At 62.0% G+C, this 25,102-nt stretch carries 24 protein-coding genes and 1 riboswitch; of the genes, 17 read left to right on the top strand and 7 right to left on the bottom strand.

What is annotated here, in order from left to right; translation table 11 throughout:
• Window positions 1-15: 15 nt before the first annotated feature.
• On the top strand, window positions 16-813 hold the full coding sequence (locus KJB29_RS13445; protein ID WP_215734989.1) for an NAD(+)--dinitrogen-reductase ADP-D-ribosyltransferase: 798 nt from the start codon (window positions 16-18) through the stop codon (window positions 811-813).
• A gap of 72 nt (window positions 814-885) precedes the next feature.
• Here KJB29_RS13445 and KJB29_RS13440 read toward each other — a convergent pair whose 3' ends face one another.
• Together KJB29_RS13440 and draG are read right to left on the bottom strand one after the other, a co-directional pair.
• Entirely contained in the window at window positions 886-2,352 is a 1,467-nt protein-coding gene (locus KJB29_RS13440; RefSeq protein WP_215734988.1) for a cytochrome c family protein, read from the bottom strand.
• A gap of 112 nt (window positions 2,353-2,464) precedes the next feature.
• Entirely contained in the window at window positions 2,465-3,367 is a 903-nt protein-coding gene (draG, locus tag KJB29_RS13435; RefSeq protein ID WP_215734987.1) for an ADP-ribosyl-[dinitrogen reductase] hydrolase, read from the bottom strand.
• Between the two features lie 351 nt (window positions 3,368-3,718).
• Between draG and KJB29_RS13430 the strand changes: the two genes are divergently transcribed.
• The 6 genes from KJB29_RS13430 (at window position 3,719) to KJB29_RS13405 (ending at window position 10,752) form a co-directional block, all read left to right on the top strand.
• The gene (locus KJB29_RS13430; protein WP_215734986.1) at window positions 3,719-4,591 is read left to right on the top strand and encodes a radical SAM protein; all 873 of its coding nucleotides are present in this window, start codon (window positions 3,719-3,721) and stop codon (window positions 4,589-4,591) included.
• A 7-nt stretch (window positions 4,592-4,598) separates the two neighbouring features.
• Window positions 4,599-5,408 (top strand): GNAT family N-acetyltransferase, encoded by an 810-nt coding sequence (locus KJB29_RS13425; RefSeq protein WP_215734985.1) that lies wholly within the window; start codon window positions 4,599-4,601, stop codon window positions 5,406-5,408.
• 164 nt (window positions 5,409-5,572) lie between these two features.
• Window positions 5,573-6,391, top strand: coding sequence for an electron transfer flavoprotein subunit beta/FixA family protein (locus KJB29_RS13420; RefSeq protein ID WP_215734984.1), 819 nt, complete (start codon window positions 5,573-5,575; stop codon window positions 6,389-6,391).
• A gap of 158 nt (window positions 6,392-6,549) precedes the next feature.
• Window positions 6,550-7,881: an electron transfer flavoprotein subunit alpha gene (locus KJB29_RS13415; RefSeq protein WP_215734983.1), complete on the top strand. Its 1,332-nt coding sequence runs from the start codon at window positions 6,550-6,552 to the stop codon at window positions 7,879-7,881.
• A gap of 85 nt (window positions 7,882-7,966) precedes the next feature.
• Window positions 7,967-9,946: a (Fe-S)-binding protein gene (locus KJB29_RS13410; protein ID WP_215734982.1), complete on the top strand. Its 1,980-nt coding sequence runs from the start codon at window positions 7,967-7,969 to the stop codon at window positions 9,944-9,946.
• Between the two features lie 173 nt (window positions 9,947-10,119).
• Window positions 10,120-10,752, top strand: a complete 633-nt coding sequence (locus tag KJB29_RS13405) for a hypothetical protein (RefSeq protein ID WP_215734981.1) — start codon at window positions 10,120-10,122, stop codon at window positions 10,750-10,752.
• Between the two features lie 47 nt (window positions 10,753-10,799).
• Here KJB29_RS13405 and KJB29_RS13400 read toward each other — a convergent pair whose 3' ends face one another.
• The 5 genes from KJB29_RS13400 to KJB29_RS13380 all read right to left on the bottom strand — a co-directional run bounded on the left by KJB29_RS13400 (window position 10,800) and on the right by KJB29_RS13380 (window position 14,707).
• Window positions 10,800-12,140: an ATP-binding protein gene (locus KJB29_RS13400; protein ID WP_215734980.1), complete on the bottom strand. Its 1,341-nt coding sequence runs from the start codon at window positions 12,138-12,140 to the stop codon at window positions 10,800-10,802.
• Window positions 12,116-12,778: a response regulator gene (locus tag KJB29_RS13395; protein ID WP_215734979.1), complete on the bottom strand. Its 663-nt coding sequence runs from the start codon at window positions 12,776-12,778 to the stop codon at window positions 12,116-12,118. Before KJB29_RS13395 ends, KJB29_RS13400 begins: the two co-directional genes overlap by 25 nt.
• Window positions 12,779-12,913: 135 nt before the next feature.
• A complete protein-coding gene (locus tag KJB29_RS13390; protein WP_215734978.1) occupies window positions 12,914-13,684 on the bottom strand; it encodes a COG4705 family protein in 771 nt (256 codons plus the stop codon).
• A gap of 35 nt (window positions 13,685-13,719) precedes the next feature.
• Window positions 13,720-14,316, bottom strand: coding sequence for an undecaprenyl-diphosphatase (locus KJB29_RS13385; RefSeq protein WP_215734977.1), 597 nt, complete (start codon window positions 14,314-14,316; stop codon window positions 13,720-13,722).
• A 55-nt stretch (window positions 14,317-14,371) separates the two neighbouring features.
• A complete protein-coding gene (locus KJB29_RS13380; RefSeq protein WP_215734976.1) occupies window positions 14,372-14,707 on the bottom strand; it encodes a PepSY domain-containing protein in 336 nt (111 codons plus the stop codon).
• Between the two features lie 176 nt (window positions 14,708-14,883).
• On the opposite strand from KJB29_RS13380, the gene KJB29_RS13375 reads away from it, so the two are divergent.
• The 10 genes from KJB29_RS13375 (at window position 14,884) to KJB29_RS13330 (ending at window position 25,013) form a co-directional block, all read left to right on the top strand.
• Complete coding sequence (locus tag KJB29_RS13375; RefSeq protein ID WP_215734975.1) at window positions 14,884-15,216, top strand: cupin domain-containing protein; 333 nt, start codon at window positions 14,884-14,886, stop codon at window positions 15,214-15,216.
• A gap of 164 nt (window positions 15,217-15,380) precedes the next feature.
• Window positions 15,381-16,067 carry a type 1 glutamine amidotransferase gene (locus KJB29_RS13370; protein ID WP_215734974.1) on the top strand — a complete coding sequence of 229 codons (687 nt, stop codon included), beginning with the start codon at window positions 15,381-15,383 and terminating at the stop codon, window positions 16,065-16,067.
• A gap of 200 nt (window positions 16,068-16,267) precedes the next feature.
• Window positions 16,268-17,419: a homocitrate synthase gene (gene nifV / locus KJB29_RS13365; RefSeq protein ID WP_215734973.1), complete on the top strand. Its 1,152-nt coding sequence runs from the start codon at window positions 16,268-16,270 to the stop codon at window positions 17,417-17,419.
• Window positions 17,420-17,798: 379 nt separating this feature from the next.
• On the top strand, window positions 17,799-18,548 hold the full coding sequence (locus tag KJB29_RS13360) for a hypothetical protein (RefSeq protein ID WP_215734972.1): 750 nt from the start codon (window positions 17,799-17,801) through the stop codon (window positions 18,546-18,548).
• A 46-nt stretch (window positions 18,549-18,594) separates the two neighbouring features.
• Window positions 18,595-18,933 carry a P-II family nitrogen regulator gene (locus KJB29_RS13355; protein ID WP_004514085.1) on the top strand — a complete coding sequence of 113 codons (339 nt, stop codon included), beginning with the start codon at window positions 18,595-18,597 and terminating at the stop codon, window positions 18,931-18,933.
• 36 nt (window positions 18,934-18,969) lie between these two features.
• The gene (locus tag KJB29_RS13350; RefSeq protein WP_215734971.1) at window positions 18,970-20,436 is read left to right on the top strand and encodes an ammonium transporter; all 1,467 of its coding nucleotides are present in this window, start codon (window positions 18,970-18,972) and stop codon (window positions 20,434-20,436) included.
• Between the two features lie 221 nt (window positions 20,437-20,657).
• Window positions 20,658-21,404 (top strand): sensor histidine kinase, encoded by a 747-nt coding sequence (locus KJB29_RS13345; RefSeq protein WP_215734970.1) that lies wholly within the window; start codon window positions 20,658-20,660, stop codon window positions 21,402-21,404.
• Window positions 21,405-21,607: 203 nt separating this feature from the next.
• Window positions 21,608-22,387, top strand: coding sequence for an inositol monophosphatase family protein (locus KJB29_RS13340; RefSeq protein ID WP_215735038.1), 780 nt, complete (start codon window positions 21,608-21,610; stop codon window positions 22,385-22,387).
• 102 nt (window positions 22,388-22,489) lie between these two features.
• A riboswitch (SAM riboswitch) is annotated at window positions 22,490-22,595 on the top strand.
• Between the two features lie 80 nt (window positions 22,596-22,675).
• Complete coding sequence (locus KJB29_RS13335; RefSeq protein ID WP_215734969.1) at window positions 22,676-23,842, top strand: trans-sulfuration enzyme family protein; 1,167 nt, start codon at window positions 22,676-22,678, stop codon at window positions 23,840-23,842.
• Between the two features lie 34 nt (window positions 23,843-23,876).
• Window positions 23,877-25,013 carry a trans-sulfuration enzyme family protein gene (locus KJB29_RS13330; RefSeq protein WP_215734968.1) on the top strand — a complete coding sequence of 379 codons (1,137 nt, stop codon included), beginning with the start codon at window positions 23,877-23,879 and terminating at the stop codon, window positions 25,011-25,013.
• The last annotated feature ends 89 nt before the right edge of the window (window positions 25,014-25,102 follow it).

The following is a 25,102-nucleotide window of genomic DNA, read 5'->3' as shown; positions in this document are numbered from 1 at the left end:
ACGAGGTGATGACCCATGCACAACTCGGGATTCAATCTCTGCAACCTGCCGCCGTGGGTCATCGCCTCCCGCCACTTCAACGACAATCCCCACCCCCTGGAGGTCCAGGGGGTCCGCCTCGCCAACCGCTTCCTCTTCGAGCGGCTCGCCGCCATTGACTCGCCCGATGAGCGGGGCACTGTCTTCAACGACTACATGTCGGTGAAGTTTCAGCTCCACCTCTGGCAGGAGCAGGCAACGCCATCGGCCCGCAGAAGCCTGAAAAACAGCTATCTCCGCTATCTCCGAGGCTGGATGATGGATTCAAATTCCGTGGAGGGGGCCGTCCTCAAGGGGTGGGTCGAGAGCCGCACAGGGATCGTCCCTACTTTCCACAAAGCCCGCATCACCGGTATCCACACCGAGTCCTACTACGGCTACGTAGTGGACCGCACCGCCGGCAGCAAGCGGACCAGCGCCATCAACTCCCAGCTGGACATCCTCTACGAGTTCTGTCAGTACGAACTGGCCCGCCGCTTTCCCGGCGAGCTGTGTGTGACTCTCTATCGGGGGACCTTTGCGGCTGACGACTACGACGTGGTGGAAGAGCTCGGCAGGCGGGAGAAAATCATTCGGTTCAACAACCTCGTCTCCTTCACCTCCCATGAGGAGCGGGCCTGGGAATTCGGCTCCACGGTCTGGGAGATCCGGGCGCCCTTGTCCAAGGTCTTTTTCTTCGACGATCTCCTCCCTGGCAGCATCCTCAAGGGGGAGGGGGAGTACCTGGTCATCGGGGGGGAGTACCGGGTGCGGAGGGTTATGTGTACGGTGTGAAAATTTGGCACACAAAAGCCCCGACGGAGCGATCCACCGGGGCTTTGTTGCGTCGAACCGTGTAGGCCTTGCTTACTTGCTCGTATCCACCGTCACCTCCTTCACCACCATGTCAACCACGGGGAGGGGGGGAACTGCCTTGAGGCCGTACATCTGCTCCAGGTTGATGTCTTTGGGCACGGCGGCCAGGAGTGCTTCGGCCACCTTCTGGTCGGCCTGGCGGAACCGGAGCTTGGCTTCGATGGTGACCTTCTTTAGGTCAGCCGGGAAGTGCAACCCGTAGTAAGTCTCCCGGTACCCCTTGGGCGGAATGGTGTCATGCTTGGAGAAACCGACCACTTTCCAGGGGTCGATGGCGAAGTGGAAGTCGCTGGTCATGCCGTCGGAGGCGAAATTGCGGGCGACTTCGGAAAGTGATCCATCGGGGTTGAGGGTGCCGCTCGTCATGACCACCTTGCCGTTCTCGTCCTTGGCGGTGATCTCCAGCCACATCTGACGCACGTTGGTGAGAGATGTGGGGAGGTTGTGTCCGGCCCGGATGTTCTTTACCCGCACCTTCAGTTCGTCGAGCTTCCCGTTGTGATAGATGGGGAACAGTTCCAGTTCCGCCGCGGATTTCAGCCGCTCCACGGCCATCTCGTACTGGTTCATCATGCTCTTGGCCAGTTCCTCGTCCCCTGCCTTTTTGGCGGCGCCGGAGGCCAGATAGGTGAGGAGGTAGTTGGCACCGCTGAAGTAGTGCTTGTACTCTTTGCGCTCGGGCTTCACGAACTGGTCGGCGGTCCGTTTGAAGGTCTGGATGTCGACCATGTGGCAGTCCTGGCACATGATCCCCTTCTGGGCGTAGGGGCCGGCAATCCACTCGTTGTACGTGGCCTCGATGGGGAAGTGGTCGTCGTAGTGGTAGACCTGGTGGCAGGAGGCGCAGAGGTTGGCCTGGAGGTGGAGAGGGGATTCCTCACACTGGTGGAACCCTCCGCCGCACTCCTTGTGGTTGGGGATGGGGCCGCGCTTGATGATGGCCTGGCCGCTGGTTGTCTCCACGCCGGGGGTCATTATGAAGGAGCCATTCTCGGCGACCCGGGCCGGTGTCTGCTGGTGGGTCACGCCGCTGATGGAGTGGCAGACATCGCAGGAGACGCCAGCAAGGGCGATGGCGGAAAGCCCCGCAAGGCCCGGCGCCTTGACCTCGCCGGTGACCACGCCGATGGGGGTGTGGCATCCCTCGCACTGCCGTGCGATGTCATGGCCCACGGCCTTGACTGCCTTGTTGAGTTCACCCTGGTAGACCGGATCCTTGAAGGCGAGGCTGTGGACCGAGCCGTTCCATTCCTTGTATTGCTTGTCGTGGCAGCCGCCGCAGACCTCGGGGGCGTTGAAGGGGACGGACGATTTGTTCCACTTGATGAGTGACGGGTAGTAGGGGTAGAACTCCCGGTCCACGGGAAAGACGGGTGAGGCTGCTAGGGCCGCCACAGCGGCACCGACGATTGCGAAACAGACGAAAAGGGTGGTGGCGAGGCGTGACGTTCGCTTCATGGTGGATCCTCCTTGGCCCATACCTGCAGTGATCATGAGTTTCGGTTAACTGACGGTTAACGTTTTAGCAGAAAAAAAACGGGCGTCAAGAGGAGGGCGACAAATTACCAAATTATTTGCGGAGGGCCGGAGACAGCTCGATTATCCGTTGGGAAACTTCTGCGGTTTCGTCCATGGTTCTCCGCACCATTCGCTTCAGCCACCGCTGGGGAATACCTTCCATGCCGTAATAGGCCCCGGCGATCATGCCGCAGATGGCACCGGTGGTGTCGGCATCCCCCCCCTGGTTCACGGTTCCCACGAGGCATTCCTCGAAGCTGCGTCCCTGGAAGAAATGGTGGAAAACGGTCTGTACGGTATCGGCCACGTAGCCGGTGGCGAGTCCCCGGTAGGGGGTAAAGGAAAAGGTGGGATGAGTGGCGACGAGGAGGTCTGCCTCCCGGCGGAGGCGGTTCTTGGATGCGCCTTGGAGCGCCAGGTGGACGATGCGCCCGAGGGTGATGCAGGTGGCGTCGGAAAGGGGGTGGTTGTGGGTGATGCGGGCCTGCTCCAGGGCGCAGCGCTGCAGGAGGTCATCGTCGCCGAGGGTGTAGAGGGCCGCCGGGAGCATCCGCATGGCGGCGCCGTTGCCGGCGTCCCACTGGTTGAAGGGGGTTTCGAGGATTCCCTTGAGCATGAAGTTCCGGATGCCCCGGCGACAGGTGTCCCCCACATCCACCGGTTTTGTCCTGAGCCATCCCGCGAACTCTTCGGCGATGCCGCGCAGGGACCAACCGCCAGCGGCAACGATGGCCCGGGCCACACAGAGAGACATCTCGGTGTCGTCGGTCACCTGGCCCGGTTTGAGCTGCAGCCATCCGCCACCGACGATCTCCCGCAGGACGCCATGCTTGGACCGTATCTCCCCGGCCGTCATGAATTCCACCGGCGCGCCGAGGGCGTCTCCCACCGCCAGTCCGATGAAGGCGGCCCGGGCCCGGGAGCGGATATCGTGATGATCGAGGAGGTGGGGCATGGTGGAAGGTGCTGCAATAAACAAGCCTTGGTGGAACGAGGTGTTGTGGGAGCACGGTGGCGGGTTGGCGAAGCAGCGGGGGTAACTCCTTGCTCGCGTTGTTGCCTATTTTTTAATCCACCTTGGAAAAAACGGGCAGAAAAATAATTTTTAGTATAACTAAATGACCGCTAACTATAAGGCGTTACAGTCACTTCCACGGTTAGGTAGGATCTGGCACGCTTCATGTTAATGGATAAGGCAAAGGCCATACGACGACGTGTGGAGAGGAAGACAGGCACAGGAGCCCGGCGCGAGAAATCCGCCGGGCTTTTTTTCGTTCAGGCAGCCTATTCGGGCACGGAGGTAGAGATGGCCACATCATGCGACCAGTTGAAGAAGATCCAGGGGCACCCCTGCTTCGGCGGCAACCACCACAAGAACGGCCGGATGCACCTGGCCGTGGCGCCCCGCTGCAACATCAAGTGCGGCTACTGCACCCGCAGGCACGACTGCGCCAACGAGTCCCGTCCCGGCGTCACGAGCCGGCTCATCACTCCCGCCGAGGCCATCGCCAAGGTTCGCGAGGTGATGGCGAGTCCCGTGGTGGGGCCCATCATCAAGGTGATCGGCATTGCCGGCCCCGGCGACCCCTTGGCCAACGAAGAGACCTTTGAGACGTTCCGCCTCGTGGGGGAGGAGTTCCCCCATCTCATGAAGTGCATGAGCACCAACGGGCTCCTCCTCCCTGACGCCATCGACCGGCTCCACCAACTGGATCTCCACAGCCTCACCGTTACCCTCAATGCCCTCGATCCGGCGGTGGGGGCGCGGATTTACGGACACATCAGCTATCAAGGCCAGGTTTTTCGGGGCGTCGAGGCGGCGGAGATCCTGGTGGCCAACCAGCTGGAGGGGATCCGGCGGGCCGTGGGATACGGGATGACGGTGAAGGTGAACACCGTCTACATCCCCGGGGTCAACGAGGAGCAGGTGCCCCTTATCGGAAGAAAAATCAAGGAGCTCGGCGCCTTTGTCATGAATATAATGCCGCTCATACCCCAGGCCGATTTCGCCCATATCAGCCCGCCGCCGCCCGAAGAGCTGGACCGGATGCGGCAGCGAAACGAGTCGATCATCGGCCAGTTCAAGCACTGCCGCCAGTGCCGGGCCGACGCCGTGGGGCTCATCGGCCGGGATGCCACCGTGACGGAGTCTGGCACTCCGCTTCCCGTTGCCGTTTGAGGCGGGCATGAAGATCAGGCCCTTTTATCCCGATGACGTTCCCCTGTTCCTGGCCTTGGCCGCCGCCGAGGGATGGAGCAGCGACCCATGGGAGTTCGCATTCATCCTGGAAAGCTTTCCCCGAGGTTGCCTCGCCGTGGAGGAAAACGGGCGGCCCGTAGCGTTCGTCACAGCGATCCGCTACGGCGCGAGCGGCTGGATCGGCAACCTGATCGTGGCGGAGGAGTATCGCGGACGGGGATACGGAACCCTCCTCATGGGCCGGGCCATGGGCGAGCTCCTGGACTCCGGAGTCAGGACCGTCTGGCTCACCGCATCGGCGCAGGGACGTCCCCTTTACGAGAAAATGGGGTTCCGGGAAATGGACGGCGTGGTTCGCTGGCGCGGAACGGCCACGGGGGGGGCGCACTGGCACGATGACCTCGTTGCTCCGGACGAATTGGTTGCCCTCGATCGTGCCGGATGGGGTGATGACCGCAGGTGTGTCCTGAGTGCCGTGGCTGCTCGGGGAATAGTGCTGCGGGAGAACGGAGGCTTCCTGGTGACCCAGCCGTGCGGAAGCGGCTTTCAGCTGGGCCCTTGGGCGGCAGAGGGACGGGGCGTTGCCGGGGAGCTCCTGGGGCGGGCGCTCTCCCGCCTGCAGGGGGGGGCGCAGGTTCTCCTCGACGTGCCGGCCCGCAATAGTGCCGCCGCCTCTGTTCTCGCTCATGCCGGCTTTGCCGCCTGCGGGCGGACGGTCCTCATGTGCGTGGGTGACGAGCCGGCCTATAAGCCGGAAAAGATTTTCGCCCTTGCCACATTGGGGAGCGTGGGGTGAATATTATTTTTATTCACAATAAAAAATATGCCTAAAATTTAAGCAAACTATTCTTGAAATCAAGTTTGATTTTTTGATATTATTATCTGCTGCTGAAGATGGAGGCAATGACCCGTTGACTCCGTCTCTAACTTTTGAGCCCTTCACCGGGCGGGAGGATTTTCATGCTCGCCATTGCCTGTATCAAACAGGTGCCGGACACTACCCAGGTAAAGATTGATCCAGCCACCAACACCCTCGTCCGCGAGGGGATCCCGTTCATCGTCAACCCGTACGACACCCATGCCCTGGAGGAGAGCCTCCGGATCAAGGACCGCTTCGGCTTCCGGGCCGTGGCCCTCTCCATGGGTCCACCCAACGCCGAGGCCGCTCTTCGCAAGGCCCTCTCCATGGGGGCCGATGATGCCATTCTCTGCTCTGACCGCTGCTTCGGCGGCGCCGACACCCTCTCCACGAGCAATGTCCTCGCCGCTGCCATCAAGCGGATCGCCCAGGAGACCGGGGAAGAGGTGGGGATCGTCTTCTGCGGCAAGCAGACCATCGACGGCGACACCGCCCAGGTGGGCCCCGGCATTGCCGTGCGCCTCGGCTTTACCCCGCTGACCCTCGTGGACCGCATCGAGGCACTGGACCCGGTCAACCGGCGGATCAAGGTCCGGCGCAAGCTGGAAGGACGCTACGAGGTCGTTGAAGCCACTCTGCCGGTCATGATAACCGCCGTGCGGGAGCTGAACCGCCCCCGCTACCCCTCTGTTCCCATGCGCCTTGCCGCCGCCGATGCCCAGGTAACGGTCTGGACCAACGAGGTGCTGCGAATGGACGTGAACACCGTTGGCCTCAAGGGGTCACCCACCTGGGTGAGCCGAATCTTCTCCCCCGAGCGGGACAAGGGGGAGATCATCGGCGACGGCATGGCCGATCCGACGGGAACGGCCCGCCTGCTCATCGACCAGCTGCTGGCGAAGGATCTGCTGGCGGTGTGATGATGTTCGATCGCTGACGCTCGTTGATGTGCTTCGCACGTTCGTGCGGCGAGCGCCGCGTTCGAAACGTTCGAGACGAAGTAAACGAACGAGCGAAGCGATCGAACGAAGTGATCAAACGCGCGAAGCGCCCGAACAAGAATACGGAGTATTCACCCATGACTGAACCAAAGAAGATAAAGAAGCCCCGGGGCACAGCCCGGCCCATCCCGGGAAAGTGCATCGCCTGCGGCGCCCGGTGCCAGAGCGCCTGCCCCGTGGATGCCATAGAGATGAGCGATGCGGGGGAACCGATCATCCTCTCCGAGAAGTGCATCGGCTGCCTTAAATGCGTGAAGGTCTGCCCCGCCGATGCCCTGGAGATGTTCTTCACCCCCGAGGAGCTGAAGATTCTGGAGGAACTGGCCAGGCAGCAGGCCGCCGGAGCGGCCCCCGCTGTCGAGGAAGAGGACGCCGAGGAGGCCGCCCTGGCGCAGATGCTCGCCGCTTACCGAGGGGGCTGGGTCTTTGTGGAGCAGACCGAAGGGGAGCCCGCCAAGGTCTCCTGGGAGCTGATGGGGGTCGGTGCCCAACTGGCCCGGGACATCGGCACAGAACTCTGCGCCATCGTCATCGGCCACGGCGTGGAGCACCTTTGCCGCGAGGCCTTCAGCTACGGCGCCACCAAGGCGTACCTCATGGACCAGGACGTCTTCCGCTTCTACCGCACCGAGCCCTACCTCAACGCCTGCTGCCACCTGATCGACAAATACAAGCCCGAGATTATCCTCATGGGGGCCACCGGCATGGGGCGCGACCTTGCCGGGGCCGTTGCCACGCGGGTCAAGACCGGCCTCACCGCCGACTGCACCGGTCTCGACGTGGACGACAAGCGGAACCTCCGCCAGACCCGCCCCGCCTTCGGTGGCAACATCATGGCCACCATCATGTGCGACAAGTTCCGTCCGCAGATGGCCACGGTCCGCCCCCACGTGATGCCGATGCCCGAACGGATGGAAGGCGCCACCGGCGCGATCGTCCGGGAGCAGATTACCCTCAACGAGGCCGACATCCTCACCAAGGTCATTGAAATCATCAGGGACACGAAGGTAGGGGTCGACATCGCCGGGGCCGAGTTCATCGTTTCCGGCGGGCGCGGCCTGATGGGACCGGAGAACTTCGCCATGCTCCAGGAGTTGGCTGATGAGCTGGGTGGGGTGGTCGGCGCGTCGCGCAGCGCCGTGGACGCCGGCTGGATGCCCCACGACCGCCAGGTCGGGCAGACCGGCAAGACCGTGCGCCCAAAGATCTACATAGCCTGCGGCATCTCCGGCGCCATCCAGCATCTCGTCGGAATGCAGGATTCCGACGTGGTCATCGCCATAAACCGGGACAAGGAGGCCCCCATCTTCCAGGTGGCCACCTATGGCATCGTGGGAGACCTGTTCAAAATCGTCCCGGCCATCACCAGCCAGCTGCGGGAACTGAAAGCATCGAAAAGAAAGGGCTGATGGATAAAAGTCAAGGGAGTTCGCTCCATTCTCTTTAACCCCAGGCCCAAAAACTAGCCCTTAGATTGGCACCGAAAGGTTCGCTATGACCATTTTCACTCCACTGTTCCTCATTGCCATCGGCGTCTTCATCTGGCAGTGCGGCAAGAAACTGAGCCTCATTCGTCTCGGCCGGCCCGAGAACCGCTTTGACAATCCGTCGTTGCGGCTCTGGGACATGCTGCTCTACGCTTTCGGCCAGAAGCGGGTGGTGGCCCGCCCCTTCGGCATCAACCACTTCGTCATCTTCTGGGCTTTCGTCGTGCTCCTCATGGCCAACGGCGCCTTCATCCTGGAAGGACTCATCCCCGGCTTCCGCCTGGCGAACGTCTTGCCGACAGCCCTCTACCACCCGCTGGTCTTCGCCTTTGACATCGTCTCCCTGTTTGCCCTGGCGGCCATCGTCCTCTCCTTTGCCCGGCGGCTCATCTTCAAGCCGGCCTACCTGGACAGCGCCTACGTAAGCGCCAGAAGTTTCGAGGCGTTCCTCATCCTCTCGTTCATCGCCCTGCTGATGATCGCCTCCTTCGGCCTGAACGGCGTCAAGATTGTGGGGGGACTGGAGCCGGCCTCCTTCATGCCGGTTTCCGCCGTTGCCGCCAACATGCTCGCGGAGAGCGGCGCCAGCCTGCCGGCACTGGGGAGCTTCTTCTGGTGGCTGCACGCCACGGTGCTCCTGGCTTTCATCTGTTTCCTCCCCATGAGCAAGCACATGCACATCCTCACCGCCATACCCAACTGCTTCTTCCAGAACCTGGGGAGCACCAGCACCCAGCCCCGCGAGGAATTCGCTGTCGGCAACCGCTATGGGGTGGAGAAAGTCACCGACCTCACCTGGAAGGACCTGTTTGATTCCTTCTCCTGTACCGAGTGCGGCCGGTGTCAGGATGCCTGTCCGGCCAACGCCACCGGCAAGTCCCTCAACCCCCGGCAGGTGGTGCACAGTCTGAAGGCAAACCTGCTGGCCAACGAGCAGGCCCTGAAGGCGGGTGAGCCGCCGCGGGTCCCCCTAATCGGAGCGGAAGGGGAGGGGACCAACACCGAGGAGACCATCTGGGCCTGTACTACCTGCGGCGCCTGCCTTCAGGCCTGCCCCGTCATGATCGAGCACCCCTCGAAGCTGGTCGGCATGCGTCGGCATCTGGTGGAGATGAAGACAACATTCCCCGAAGAACTCCTGAACCTCTTCGAGAACATGGAGCAACGCTCAAACCCGTGGGGGATCGCCCCCAGCGAGCGGGCCAAGTGGGCCGCACAGATGGATGTAAAACCCTTCGAGGCAGGGAAGACCGAGTACCTCTTCTATGTGGGGTGCGCCGGCTCCTTCGACTCCCGGAGCAAGCAGGTGACGGTGAACGTGGCAACGATCCTTGACGCGGCAGGCATCTCCTGGGGGATTCTCGGCAAGGACGAGAAGTGCTGCGGCGACAGCCTCCGGCGCCTGGGGAACGAGTACGTTTTCGACCGGATGGCCCGGGAGAACGTGGAGATCTTCCGGGAGCGGGGGGTGACCAAGGTCATCGTCCAGTGCCCCCACTGTTTCACCACCCTCAAGAACGACTACCGCCAGTACGGTCTCGAGTTGGAGGTGATCCACCATTCCGAGCTGATCCAGCAGCTTCTGGACGCCGGCCGGCTGAAGCTGAACCGCCAGGTGAGCGAGCTGGGGAAGATTATCCTCCACGACTCCTGCTACCTGGGGCGTCACAACGACGTGTACGAGGCACCGCGGCAGGTGGTGGCGAAGGTGGCCGGCGCGGTCCCGGCCGAGTTCGACCGGGCACGGGAAGAGTCGTTCTGTTGCGGCGCCGGCGGCGGCCGGATGTGGATGGAGGAGCAGACCGGCACCCGGATCAACCTGAACCGGGTCACCGAGGCTCTTTCGAAGAATCCCGATACCATCTGCGTCGCCTGCCCCTACTGCATGACCATGTTCGAGGACGGACTCAAGGACAAGCAGGCGGGCCAGACCAAGGTTCGGGACATAGCCGAGGTGGTTGCCGAGGCGATGCGTCCGGCGCAGTAGGTCATCTCTGGATAGACATGAAAAAAGGGGAGCTTTCTTCGGGGGGCTCCCTTTTTTGTGCCCGCAAGAGCCGAAAGGTTTGACAGGGATAGGCACCGGCGGCGTTTCGGGGTATAATCCCACGGAAACAAGCTGGGATTTGCGACACGACACAGGAAAGGGTGCACAACGTCATGACGCAGTACAAGGACGACCGGAAACGGCCCCACCTCCGGCTGGTGGTGAACAACCCCGAGTTGCGGGGGAGCCGTCCCGCCACCGGCGAGGATGCCAGCATCCCCTTCGAGGTGCTGATCGCGAAGCGCCATGAACTTCGGGCGGATTTCTACAAGGGTATCGCCCCGCAGCACGTGAAGGCCTACGAGCGGATCGAGCGTCATCTGGAGCGCAGGGGGTGGCTCTACGGCCTCGACCCCCAGCACGGGCGTCTCATGGTGATCCCCGCCGCGACTGCCTGCCCCAAGGTGCTGGAGCATGGGGGCTCTCCCCAGGACGAACTGCTCCTCTTCGTGGCTGACGATCCCACGGGGCTCGGACTCTGTCTCTGCCTGGAGATGATCCTTCCCTTCTGGAGCGATGACGACGCCGTCATGGAGGAGGCGCTCATCTATGCGCCCATCTACCCGTACGGCTCCCTTTTCCTTGAGGAGAACAGGAACGACGGCTACCTGGACCTCATCTACCGGCTCTCGTTTCCTCTCTATCCCCCGGCCCCCACGGAGCGCCTCCTGGAGAAACTCTTCGCCGTTGCGCGGTACGAATTGCGGGAGACTCTCATTGGGCTGGACGAGTTTCCCGAGGCGTGAGTTGCGTGCGTACCGGGGATAACGGTCAACGCCCCCGAACGATACCATCACCGGTTGTTTTGGGTAAGAGGTTGCCGGTAGCGGAATAGCGCCCCTTTCGTCCCCTTCCTGTTGTTCAGGCTCACCGTGCCTCCCAGGCGGTCCGCAATGCTCCGTATGATGGCCAGTCCAAGACCGCTGCCGGTTTCATCGCTCCCCACCACACGATAAAATGGCTCAAACAACCGCTCCTCTTCGCCGGAGGGAATTCCCGGTCCCGTATCCTCCACCTGAAAGACCATCTCCCCCCCGTCGTGGTACAGACTGACATCAACCCTGCCTCCCTGCGGCGTATAGCGCAGGGCATTGTCAACGGCGTTACGTGCCAGCACCAGCAGGTCTTCCGCCGGTGCGGTCAGGGCAACCTCCTCAAACCGGTCGCAGCCAAAGTCAATCCGCTTTGTTGCGGCGAACGGCACGTAATCCTCGATAACCTGCTGAACCAGGCGGTCGAAGGGGACATCAGTCGCGGGCGCGGCGCCAGCCTGGCGCCGTGCCAGACTCAGGAGCTGTTCCAGCAATTTCCCGGCTCGCTCAAGACCGGCTTTGAGTTGCATGACCCGTTGCTTCCCCTCGGGCGACGAAATGCTCTGTTCGAGGTTGTCCGTCTGTACCGTCAGGGCAGTCAGGGGAGAGCGCAGTTCGTGGGCGGCGTCGGCAATGAAACGGCGCTGCTGCTCAAGGGCCGTGGCAAGACGCTGCATGAGCCCATTGATGGCGGCGACAAAGGGGCGTATCTCCGAGGGGACTCCATGGGCGGCTATGGGGGTCAGGTTGGTGTCATCCCGTCTGTCCAGTTGATGGGAAAGATGTGTTACCGGTGCCAGGGCGCGCCCTATGATCCAGGCTGCCAGAAGAGAGAGGGCCGGCACCAGCAGCAGTATTGGAATCAGGGTGAGAAGGGCGCTGTCCCGGGCGATCTCATTGCGTACCGCCGTCATCTGCCCCGTGGCGAGCCGGACACCGGACGGAAGGGTAAAGACATAGAGGCGCCAGGCCGTTCCATGGTGGACCCGCGTCTGGAATCCCTCAGGCAAGGTTCCGGGGAGGACCGGGAGTTTCGGGTTTTTGGGGGCGACCCCCAGGGGGCAGACGACAGTTCGCGCATCGCGATCATTGCCGTCCACACTTCCCAGGGGGCTCATCCAGCCATCGGCGGTTTCCGGGTGGCGTTCCATCAGGAGGGCCATCTGGCGGAGTTGATCGTCCTGAAGTTCCTGGGCCTCCCGGAATGATATCAGGTATGAACAGAGCCCTGCCGCCAGGCCGCTTGCAAGAGTTACCCCGGCTATCCAGCGCCACAGGCGGCGACGCAGGGAGCCGTTCACCGGTTGCGTTCCACCATCCATCCCATCCCCCGGACATTTTTGATTGCGTCGCTCCCCAGTTTCTTGCGTACCGCATGGATAAGAAATTCGACGGCGTTGCTCTCCACTTCCTCATTCCAGCCGTAGATGCGGGTCTCCAGGTCATCGCGGGAGAGGATCGCGCCGGGGCGCAGGAGCAGGGCCTGCAGCAGTGAAAACTCGCGGCTGGTGAGGCGGCAGCGCCGGTCGCCGCAGACGGCTTCCTTGGTGGCCGGGTCGAGGGCCAGGACTCCGTTGCTGAGGAGGGGGACGGTGCTCCCCGCCTGGCGGCGGGTTACGGCACGTATCCTTGCCAGCAGTTCTCCCACCGCGAATGGTTTGAGAAGATAGTCGTCGGCACCCAGGTCGAGACCGCGAATCCGCTCGTCAAGGGCGTCGCGGGCGGTGACGATGAGGACGGGTGCAGGGTTTCCCGCCCCGCGCATCCGCCGCAGCACCTCCAGGCCGTCCCTTCCGGGAAGACCCAGATCGAGGATAACCAGTTGATACTCACCGGTCTCAACGGCATCGGAGGCGGCGATGCCGTCGCGGACCCAGTCCACGGCATAGGCGGCATCCTTCAGTGCCTGTTCGACCGCCTCGCCGATCATCCTGTCATCTTCAATCAGCAAAATCCGCATCATCTCTCCGGGGGGACGGCTTGGCGGGCACAGCCACTAGCCCGCCGTTATCCGCGTGCAGCCAGTGTCAATGCCGTCAGCTATACCATACCCCAGGCCGGGCGGATGTCACCAGGGAAATATCCCCGCCCCGGCTCAGTGGCCCTTCTCCGCGGCTCGATGGGGAAAGGCATACAGCCCCAGGAGGATGAAGCTGAAAAGAACCGTCGATGCCGTGTAGCGGCTCAATCCGAATCCCCCGGCGTTGACTGGTTTGTCGAGCAGGTCGCCGACCACCGCTCCCAGGGGGCGGGTCAGGATGAACGCCGTCCAGAAAAGGGCTGTGCGGGATATGCGGGTCCGGTAGTACGCCGCCACAACCCCTGCCAGCAGGATGGTAAAAATCATCGCCCCCCCTGTGTAGCCGAGGCCGGCCGTATCCGCCGTCCAGTCTCCCAGGGCGGTGCCGAGGGTTTGGGAAAACATGATGGTTACCCAGTAGAACACCTCCGCCTTCCTGGTTCGGACCGTGTCGACGGAGACGGAACCGAGGCTTCGATGCCAGACGAAGAGGGATCCCATGAGCAGGGTGAAGAGAATCGATGCGCCGCCGGCATAGCCGATGCCCAGAGAGCGGTCGGCAAAGTCGGCCAGGGTGGTTCCCACCGTTGTCGTGGCTATGATGGTGCTCCAGTACAGAAGGGGGTGGAAGCGTCCGGCGCGAACCTGGGCGGTGACGGCTATGGCAAAGATCGCCGCGAAGATCCCCGTGCCGACCAGATACCCCAGGTTCATGGACATGGATACGGCGTCGCCCCCCGTTTCGCCGAGGGTTGTTGCGGCGATCTTGAGGAGCCAGAAGGTGATGGTGACTTCCGGCACTTTGTTCAGGAGTTGCCCGGTTGTCCGCCCGGATGGTGTATTCATGTCAGAAATCTCCCTTCTCGCTATTAATGGATGGCTTATTCATCGACCCAGCCTCCCTGAATCAGTGGTTTTGCAATCAGGTGGTAAGCTGCGAGCATCGGGCGGTAACAGACAGCAATGAGCAGACGCTCGCTGCGGGACACCAGCCAGGCGCTCATAAGAGCCACCAAGGCAGCTCCTGCCATGTCAAACGGGAAATGGACTCCTAGGTAGATCCGCGCCCAGGCCACCGGCACTCCCGCTACAGCCAGTGCAATACCCGCCCGTCGAAAGCGCTTCCGCATCATGAGCGAGCATGAGACACCCCAGATGAGGGTCAGGTGGTCACTGGGAAATGAAGAGTCCGCCGCATGATGCAAGAATGTGTGCCCCATGGCGACCATGAATGGGCGTGGATGCAGCCAGAAAAAGGCGATGACCTGGTTGGCCAGCAGGCCCAGCGAGCCGGTTGCCGTTGCTTCCAGCATAACGATGCGTCGCTGCTCGTTTCCCCACAGCCAGCCGTACACCAGAAGTAACGGCACCAGCAGGATGAGATCCTCGGCCGCACCGCGAGCCAGTAACAGCATGAGTTCGCTGGGATGGGCTGGAGCGTTAAGAAGCATAAATAGCCTATGATTCAGTACTTCCATTGTCGTTTACCTGCCCGGGGAGATTGTTCTCCCCGGATGATGGTTTCTGTCGAGATCAATCTTCCTTGTCCTGATCGTTGGTGTTGTCGGCTTTATCGACGGTAGAGGCCAGAACGATCCCCTTGGCCGCATCAACGGCGACATCATAGGTGGTGCCGTTGGCAACGACTTCAACTTCGTAGATCCACCCCTTTTTTCCATGCTCCAACTCGGCCCGCGTTGCCTTTCCATTGGTCTGCTGTTCCGCTGCCCTTACCGCCTTGATAAGTGAGGTTTCCGCGTGACGGATGATGAGCGCATCATTCTCCGGTACTTTGGAAGCATTTGCGGTTACAGTCCCGATGGTGGCGATGGCGACAAGCGCTAATCCTGCCTTCAGTGCTCGTTTCATGGGTGTTTCCTCCCTTTTGGTGTCAGCAGTTCGTGCTGTATGGTTAGGACGATAGCAGGGGAAACTTAGCTCAAAATTAGGAAGAAAAAGTTTTTTGACGGGGATCAAATCCCCCTGCCCCGGAATGGTGTACTGTTATTGCAGAGGAAGACCATTTCACCATTGAGGAGGAAATCATGAGCGAAACAACGGAAACCCTGGTGGGACGCGCCATTGACCTGAAGGATCTGATCGCTTACCAGGAGGGCTCCGTGGTGAGCCGGACCCTCAATGACAAAAAAGTCGGCACCATCACCCTCTTCGCCTTCGGCGAGGGGCAAGGGCTGAGCGAGCACACGGCCCCCTACGATGCCTTCGTGGAGATCGTCGACGGCGAGGCGGACATCACCATCGACGGCACCGATCACCGGGTGACGGCGGGACAGTTCATCATCATGCCCGCCAATCACCCCCACGCCCTGCGGGCGGTGACCCGCTTCAAGATGCTTCTGGTGATGATCCGGGCGTAAAACGCTCCCACCATGCTTTGCTGAAGAAAAGAGACCCGCCCTGAAGTGGGTTTCTTTTTTGTAAAATCGGCACGGATGATTCCGGCCTGCTCCGTGCATCAGGTATTCAGATCGGGGAGAAGAGACCCACTTCTGCCCAATCCCGTTGCAACCGGAGGAAAGCAATGCTTCTGATCGTGCAGAATGATCCCGATGTCCCGTCCGGGGCCTACGCCGAGTACCTGGAGGAGATGGGGGTGCCTTTCCGGCTGGCTCGCCCCTTCGCGGGGGAGGAACTTCCGCTGGCCGCCGAAGGGGCCGCCGTTATTGTGCTCGGAGGGGCCATGGGGGTCCATGACACGGCGACCCATCCCTATCTCTCTGTCGTTAAGGAGTTCATCGGCGAGGCAGTGGCTGCCGAAATCCCCTTTCTCGGCATCTGCCTCGGCGGCCAGCTCCTGGCCCATGTCCTCGGGGCGGCGGTGACCCCAGGGGCCAACGGCGAGAAGGGAACCCTCACCGTCACCCTTGCCCCTGAAGGGGAGCACGATCCCCTCTTTGCCGGCATTTCTTCCCCCTTCGTCACCTTTCAGTGGCATAACGACACTTTTGCCATCCCCGCCGGAGGGACCATCCTCGCCTCGTCCCCCGACTGTCCGCACCAAGCGTTCCGCGTGGGGGAGCGGGCCTGGGGGCTCCAGTTTCACCCGGAGGTAAATCGGGATATCATTGCCACCTGGGCGCGCTGGAACGACGAGACGGCGTCCAGCGCCGACCGTTTTGTGGCGGAATTCGCGGCCGTAGAGCCGGGTTTTCGGGCTGCCTCCCGGCGGCTCCTTGCCAATTTCCTCCGCATTGCCTCCCTTGTCTGAATATTTCGGTATTCTGCCAAAGAAATAGGCAGCAGAATCATGTCTGTCACCCCTCTGTTCAACGCCATCGGGGCTTTAGCCGAGAACTGAATCCCGTGGCACGGCTTGTGCTTTTCTGTGGAGACAACCTGAGAGCAGTCGGCAATGGAGCCCCGGAACACCAGATCCGGGGCTCTTTTTTTCACGGAAAGGAGCCTGCCATGGAAAACGCGACCACAAGCCCCATCATCATCGACGACACCACACTGCGGGACGGCGAACAGACTGCCGGGGTCGTCTTCAGCAGGAAGGAGAAACTCGCCATTGCCCGGATGCTGGACGGGATCGGGGTGCAGGAGCTGGAGTGTGGCATCCCGGCCATGGGGGAGGAGGAGCGGGATGCGATTCGTGCCCTGGTGGACCTGGGGCTCAACGCCCGGCTCATCACCTGGAACCGGGCCGTGATCCCCGACATCGAGGCATCCCTGGCCTGCGGCGTTGCCGCGGTGGACATCTCCCTCTCGGTTTCGGATCAGATGATTGCCCACAAACTCCGCACAAGCCGGGATGGGGTCAGGGAGCAGCTGAAACGGGCCCTGGGCTTTGCCAAAGAACGTGATCTTTACGTCTCCGTCGGTGGGGAGGACGCGAGCCGGGCCGACCTCGGGTTCCTGGCCGAGCTCATGGAGATCACCCGCGCCATGGGGGGGGACCGCTTCCGCTTCTGCGACACCCTCGGCATCCTCGACCCGTTCACCATGTACGAGAAGGTGAAGGCCCTGCGGACCGCAGTCCCCGGCCTCGACATCGAGGTCCACACCCACAACGACCTGGGGATGGCCACAGCCAACGCCCTCGCCGGCATCAAGGCCGGTGCCCGTTTTGTGAACACCACGGTGAACGGCCTCGGGGAGCGGGCAGGCAACGCGGCTCTGGAAGAGGTGGTGATGGGGCTCAAGCTTGCTTGCGGCATCGATCCGGGGATAGACACCCACCGCTTCCACGAGATTTCCCGCTTCGTGGGAAGGGCCTCCCAGCGGCCGGTCCCTCCCTGGAAGGCGGTGGTGGGGGAGCGGGTCTTCTCCCATGAATCGGGGCTCCACGCCGACGGGGTCATCAAGGATGCCCGCAACTACGAGGGGTTCGATCCGGCCGAGGTGGGGCTCTGCCGACACATCGTGGTGGGGAAGCATTCAGGGACCAGCGGCCTTGTGGAGCGTTTCCGGCAGATGGGTATTGAGCTCTCCCGGCAGGAGGCGGGTGCTCTGATGGATGAGGTGCGGAACCTGGCCCAGCGGCTGAAACGTCCCCTCTCCGATGGGGAGCTTCGTACGATCCATGCCTCGGAGCGGTGCGCCCTCAGGGCGGCATGAAGGGGATGCATCATCCTTGAAATGGAAAATGCTTATAAAATGTGCAAAACGCGAAGGGGGTGAGCGGTTCATCCCCCTCATTCCGTTCGCATCACGATCCGCGGTTCACTAACTTCCCGTAATTACGGGGCTGGAATTTAATGAAGCATGGTGGCATGCCTTGTGCTAATTCGTTGCCAGGAGCCGGAAGCACAAAGGTTGTGCCGCCGGCCCTGAACAGCAATCGAGAAACAACTTGGATTGACAAGGCAAAGGCGCCTTCCGCTACGGAGCGGAGGCGCCTTTTTTATTCGATTTGACGAAAGGAGGCGTGTGCGGGACCCCGGGAATATGTGCAGTGTGGATGTAATCAAAATAATACTTACAAAGGAGTATGGACATGAACAAGACAGTGAAGACTTTTTCCCTGGCACTGGCACTGGTGGCCGCCACCTGCGGCGCCGCTCTGGCAACCCCCTCCACCCAGATATGGATTCCTTCCGCCGATGTCCAGGCCTACAAGACGGTTCACCTGGGCCTCGACAACTATACCCGGACTTCCAAGCACAACGGCGTCACCACCAATACCTATGATGCCGGCGTGACGGTCGGCGTTCTCCCCTTCGAGAAGCTGCAGATGGAGGTGGGGGTTGATTACATGGAGACCGGCACCAATTCAGCCACCGACAGCAGTCCCTTCTACTTCAACGCGAAGATCGGCACCCCTGAGGATGCCCTGTTTCCCTATTCGCCGGCCCTTGCTGTTGGCGGCTACAATTTCGGCACGAAAGTGGGGGTAACCACCCAGAACATCACGTATGCCCTAGCAGCGAAGACGCTTCCCGTCATCGGGAGGATCTCTGCCGGGTACTACCACGGCAGCGGCAGGGTGCTGGTGGACGAGAACGGAAAGGCCGCCAATGACGGGCTGCTCCTCTCCTGGGACCGGACCATGAGCGAGATTTCCGACAAGCTGTGGGCAGCGGTCGACTACCAGAGCGGCAACAGCGGCGCAGGCGCCCTGAACTTCGGCGTGTCCTGGGCCTTCACCAAAAACGTCTCGCTGATCGTCGGCTATGACATATACAACAACGCCTACACCGGCGGCAAGAATACCGTCACCACGCAGCTTGATATCAACTTCCCCTAGGCGGCCGAAGCGTCCCGAAGGAAACAACGACATTCGGAGGTTAGCAATGAAGCTCATCGAGGCAATAATCAAACCGTTCAAGCTGGATGAGGTAAAGGACGCACTCACCGAAATCGGCGTGGAAGGAATAACCGTGAGCGAGGTAAAGGGATTCGGCCGCCAGAAGGGGCATACCGAACTCTACCGCGGTGCCGAGTATGTTGTCGATTTCATTCCAAAGGTTAAGATTGAGATTGCGGTGGCCGATGAGGTGGTGGCCAAGGTGGTGGAAACCATAGAAAACACCGCCAAGACCGGCAGGATCGGCGACGGCAAGATATTCATCCTTCCCCTCGACGAGGCGGTGAGGATCAGAACCGGCGAAAAGGGTGCCGAGGCCATCTGAGAGACAGGAATAGAGATCAGTCCATGGAGGTAACCAATGAAGTTTAAACTATCATTTGTCGCATTGCTGGCAATCGTCGCTCTCTCGCTCCCGGTCGCCCTCCTGGCCGAGGAAGCGAAGCCCGCTGCCCCTGCTCAGGCTTCCCTGTCGTCGGCCCAGAAGGCTGACCCGGCACCCGCAGTCGCCGCGGCGCCCGCCGCTGCTCCGGCCACCCCTGCCGCCCCGAAAAACGTCGATCCGGTCCTCAATACCGGCGACACCGCCTGGATGCTCGTCTCCGCCGCCATGGTCCTCTTCATGATTCCGGGACTCGCCTTCTTCTACGGCGGCATGGTCCGGGGCAAGAACGTCCTCTCGACGATCATGCACTCCTTTGTCGCCATGGGGATCGTCGGGGTCCAGTGGGCCGTGCTCGGATACTCCCTCTCCTTCGGCCCTGACATTGGGGGTGGCCTCCTCGGCAACCTGAGCAAGGCGCTTCTGAACGGCCTCATCACCTTCAAGGACGGCAACCCGGTCTACGCCCTCTTCCAGAACGTGCCGACCGCGCCGGGTGCCATCCCCGAGTACGTCTTCGCCATGTACCAGTGCATGTTCGCCATGATCACCGTCGCCCTCATCTCCGGCGCCCTGGCCGAGCGGGTGAAGTTTTCCGCCTACTGCGTCTTCGTGCTTCTCTGGACCACCTTGGTGTACGACCCCCTGGCCCACTGGGTCTGGATGTCCGACGGCTGGCTCTTCAAGAAGGGAGCCCTCGACTTCGCCGGCGGCACCGTCGTTCACCTCTCTTCCGGTATCTCGGCCCTGGCGTTCCTCATCTTTCTCGGCAAGCGGCATGGCTTCCCCCACGAGCGGATGGCGCCCCACAGCCTGCCACTGACCATGCTCGGCGTCGGCATGCTCTGGTTCGGCTGGTTCGGCTTCAACGCCGGTTCCGCCATCGTCGGGGCCAACTGCTCCGACGCGGCGGGGGGGCTGGCCGGTCTCGCCTTTGCCACCACCACCATCGCACCGGCTGCAGGCGGCCTTTCCTGGATGATCGCGGAATGGATTCACGCGGGCAAACCTTCCGCTCTCGGTTTCGGTTCCGGTGTCGTTGCCGGCCTGGTCGTCATTACCCCCGCTGCCGGTTTTGTGCAACCTGGCGCCGCCATCCTCATGGGACTTGCGGCGGGCGTGGTCTGCTATGGTGGCGTGCTGCTGAAGGCCAAGCTCAAGTACGACGATTCCCTCGACGCCTTCGGTGTCCACGGCGTGGGGGGGACCTTCGGCGCCCTTACCACCGGTATCTTCGCCACCGTCGGCGCCACGGGGCTCCTCTCCGGCAATGTCTCCCAGTTCTTCACCCAGGTGATCGCAGTCGTGGCCGCCGGCGCCTATGCCTTCATCGTCACCCTTGTTATTGCCTTTGTCCTCCACAAGACCATCGGGCTCCGCGTGGAAAAGGAAGACGAGATCATGGGGCTCGATCAGACCCAGCATTCCGAGTCGGCCTACAACTGAGCGTTTTGCCGATTCACTCGCAACATTTGAAGCCGCCTCTATCGGGGCGGCTTTCTTTGTGCCTCAATTGTGGGCGCTTTGCTGCCTAAATGGTGTGCATGTTTTGCCCTGTTTGCTGGGATTGCTTTGTAACTTGTTGATAATATGAATGGTACTTCTGGCACGTCTCGTGCCTACAAGGTATGAGGCACCCTATTCAACCGGTCTGCACCAGAGGACCCATGGCGGATGCACTGGCGAAATATCTCTCCGACAACGGCAACGTGGAAGGGGAGCTCTTAGAACTGCTTGCCTTCAACGAGAAGATGGCGGAACTGGGGAGGATGGCGGCGGGAGTGGTTCACGAGCTGAACACCCCCCTGTCGGTCATCGTCTCGGCCACCCAGATGATTCTCCGGGAGGAGGAACTGCCCGAGTTCGTCCGCGAGATGGTGGAGCGGGTCAACGAGGAGGCCCACCGCCTGGCCGAACTGACCAAGGGGGTCCTCTCCTTTGCCCGGCGGGATAGTGGGGGGCGGGCCGAGGCGGATGCGAACCAGGTCATCGGCGAGGTCATGACCTTCCTCCGCTTCGAGGCGGGGAAGCGGTCCATCGGCGTCATCGAGGACCTGGACCACCGGCTCCCCTTCATCGCCGCCGACGCCAACCGGGTGAAGCAGGTCATCATCAACCTGGTCATGAACGCCCTCCAGGCCATGGGTGAGGGGGGAACTCTCTTCCTGCGGACGGTTCAGGAGAGCGAGACGGCCGTTACGGTGCAGGTGGCCGACACCGGTCCCGGCATTCCCCCTGACGCCCTGGAGCGGATCTTTACCCCCTTCTTCACCACCAAGGAGCCGGGGGAGGGGACCGGCCTCGGCCTCTTCATCACCCGCAAGCTCATGGAAGGAATCGGCGGCACCATCGCCGTGAAGAGCGTGGTGGGAGAGGGGACCACCTTCACCCTGACCTTTCCCGTTGCTGAATAGTATTATCCTGAAAAGGGCAGTTGGAATAACACAGAGCAACAGAGCAACAGAGAAATCAATACGTCGGGCCGAAATCCTGCCTCGCCCGGTGGGTGTGATACTGAAATGAGAATATAAAAGGATTTTCTTCTCGGATTTTACTCAGTTGCTCCGTTGCTCCGTGTTATTCTTGCGGATAAACACAAAGGCACGGGGGAATCATGATGAAGGAATTTCTGGAGACGGCGATCCGGGCCGCGCGCAGCGCCGGCGCCATCCAGCGGCAGCGGCTATGGGAGGAGCACGATATCCGCTTCAAGGGGGAGATCGATCTGGTCACCGAGGTGGACCGGGCGTGCGAGGACCTGATCGTCGCCACTATCCGCGGGGCCCATCCGGGCCACGGCATTCTGGCCGAAGAGGGGACGTTGGATGCGGGGATGTCCCCTCACCGCTGGATCGTGGACCCCCTCGACGGCACCACTAACTACGCCCACGGTTTCCCCTGGTTCTGCGTCTCCATCGCCCTGGAGATCGACGGCGAGGTGAGGCTTGGCGTCATCTACCACCCGGTCATGGACGAACTCTTCACCGCCGTGAAAGGAGAGGGGGCCTTCGTGAACGGCAGGCCCATCCGGGTTTCGTCCCGCCAGCCACTCAAGCAGTGCCTCCTCGCCACCGGCTTCCCCTATGACCGGACCCGCGACAACGAGAACAACTTCGCCAACTTCTTCAGCTTCCAGTTTGCCGCCCGGGCCGTGCGCCGGGCCGGAGCCGCGGCCCTCGATCTGGCTTACGTGGCTGCCGGCCGTCTCGACGGCTACTGGGAGGTGAAGCTGAAACCCTGGGACGTGGCCGCCGGCCAGCTCCTGGTCACCGAGGCGGGGGGGTGGGTGACGAACCATGCCGGCGAGCCCTTTGCCATCGACGACCACCGCATTCTGGCTTCCAACGGCCTTATCCACGACGAAATGCTGGCGGTATTGTCGGGTAAAGTGATGTGAAAAAATAGGTTGACGATATATGACTCCTTTGCTAGAGTTTCTTTCAGGTATCTTTAGCAAATAGCTTAACAATAGAGTCGGTTGACAACTGAATAGATTCATTTCTTATCACGAGCGACCGAGGGACTGGCCCTATGACGTCGCGGCAACCCCCCGCAAGGGGACGGTGCCAAATCCTGCGGAACGGCAACGTTCCGGGAGATAAGGAAGAGCGTTGCCGCCGTAACGGCGAAAAATCCTCTTCCGCACCCCGGAAGGGGATTTTTTCATTCAGGAGGCAAAACCACTATGAACATCGCAACCCAGACAGCACAGATCGGACTTGAGTGGGACACCCGCACCGGCGCGGTGACGGTCCCCATCTACCAGACGGCCACCTTCCGGCACCCGGGGCTCGGCCAGAGCACCGGCTACGACTATACCCGCTCCGGCAACCCCACCCGGCAGGCCCTGGAGGAGGGGAGCGCCCGCCTGGAGGGAGGCGCCCGGGGCTTCGCCTACGCCTCGGGGATGGCCGCCATCGCCAATCTCCTCCTCCTCTTCAAGAAGGGGGACCACTTGGTGGTGACCGAGGATCTCTACGGCGGTACCTGTCGTCTCTTCGACCAGATCTTCACCCAGTACGAGCTCTCCTTCACCTACGTGGACACGAGCGACATCAAGGCAGTGCGTGCCGCCATCCGCCCAGAGACGAAGGCCCTCTTCGTGGAGTCCCTCACCAACCCGCTCCTCAAGGTAGCCGACATCGCGGCCCTCTCGGCCCTCTGCCGGGAGCGGGGGCTTCTCCACATCGTGGACAATACCTTCCTCACCCCCTATCTCCTGCGTCCCTTCGACCATGGGGCCGACATCACCGTCTACAGCGCCACCAAGTACCTGGCCGGCCACAACGACACGGTCTCCGGCCTCGTGGCGGTGAAGGACCCGCAGCTGGCCGAGCGGGTCTACTTCCTCCAGAACTCGGTGGGTGCGGTCCTGGGCCCCCAGGATTCCTGGCTCACCATCCGGGGGATGAAGACCCTTTCGGTGCGCCTCGACCGGCAGCAGGAGAACGCAGGGCGGGTCGCCCGGTGGCTGTCGAATCATCCGCGGGTGCGGAAGGTCTACTACCCCGGCCTCGCCGACCATCCGGGCCATGAACTCCTTGCCCGCCAGGCACGGGGCTTCGGCGCCATGATTGCCTTCGAGGTGGACGAGCATGCGCTCGTGGAGCGTTTGCTTCTGAAGACGGAAGTGATATCCTTCGCCGAGAGCCTCGGCGGGGTGGAAACCCTCATCACCTTCCCCCAGGTCCAGACCCATGCCGATATTCCGCCCGAACTGCGGCAGCGGCTTGGGATCAACGATGTGCTCTTGCGCCTCTCCGTGGGGATCGAGGACTCGGACGACCTGATCGACGACCTGGCCCAGGCGTTTGAAGGCGGGGACCAGGGATCGGGAACCGGGGACCGGTAAAGGCTTTCAAATCGCTTATCGAAAGGAATATTGTATGAAATTCGGCACCCGCATCATCCATACCGGCCATGACACCGACCCGACTACCGGGGCGGTCTCGATTCCCATCTACCAGACCTCCACCTTCCGCCAGGAGTCGGTGGATCACTTCGGCAAGTATGACTATGCCCGTTCAGACAATCCCACCCGGGAGGCCCTGGAGGAGACCATTGCCCAACTGGAGGGAGGAACTCGCGGGTTTGCCTACGCCTCGGGGATGGCGGCTATCTCGTCGGTGCTGCTTCTCTTCTCGCCGGGGGATCACCTGGTGGTCTGCGAGGATGTGTACGGGGGGACGTTCCGGGTCCTGACCCAACTCTTCAGCCGCCTCGGCATCACCTCCACCTTCGTGGATGCCACCGATCTGGACGCCATCGCCGCTGCGTTCCGGCCCGAGACCAAGGGGCTCTTCCTGGAGAGCCCGTCGAACCCGCTCCTCAAGATCACCGACCTGGAAGGCGCGGCCCGCATCGCCCGGGAGCGGGGCGCCATAACGCTTGTGGACAACACCTTCATGACTCCCTACCTCCAGAGGCCCCTGGAGGTGGGGTGCGACATCGTCCTCCACAGCGGGACTAAGTTCCTGAACGGCCACAGCGACGTCATCTGCGGCTTTGCCGTGGTGAAGGACCCCGAGTTGGGGAAGCGGATCCGCTTCATCCAGAATGCCTTCGGCGCCATCCTCGGCCCCCAGGATTCGTGGCTCGTGCTCCGGGGGCTCAAGACCCTGCGGGTGCGGATGGAGGAGAGCCAGCGGAGCGCGACCCGCATCGCCTCGTGGTTGGCGGGAGAGAAGCGGGTGACCCGGGTGCTGTACCCCGGCCTTCCGAGCCACCCCGGCCATGCAATCCATGCCCGCCAGAGCTCGGGTCCCGGCGCGGTTCTCTCATTTGCCCTCGACTCCCTGGAGGTTACCCGCCGGCTCCTGGAGGGGATGAAGCTGGCCGCCTTCGCCGTGAGCCTCGGCGGGGTGGAGAGCATCATCTCCTATCCGGCCAGGATGTCCCATGCGGCCATGCCTCCCGAGGAGCGGGCCGCCCGCGGCATCGGCGACACGCTCGTGCGCCTCTCGGTGGGCCTGGAGGAGGCCGACGACCTCATCGCGGAGATGGACCGGCTCATCAACGGCTGAACCCATTTAAGCAGCACGGTTCTCGCCCCGGGATCCTCGGTATGCTCCGACGGTTCCGGGGCGTTTTGCGTCATGGTCAGACCATCGGG

It is taken from the genome of Geobacter grbiciae (assembly GCF_018531165.1).
GTDB classification, from domain to species: Bacteria; Desulfobacterota; Desulfuromonadia; order Geobacterales; family Geobacteraceae; genus Geobacter; species Geobacter metallireducens.
Note: the sequence above shows the minus strand (reverse complement) of the source record. Positions and strands in the feature narration are given on the sequence as shown.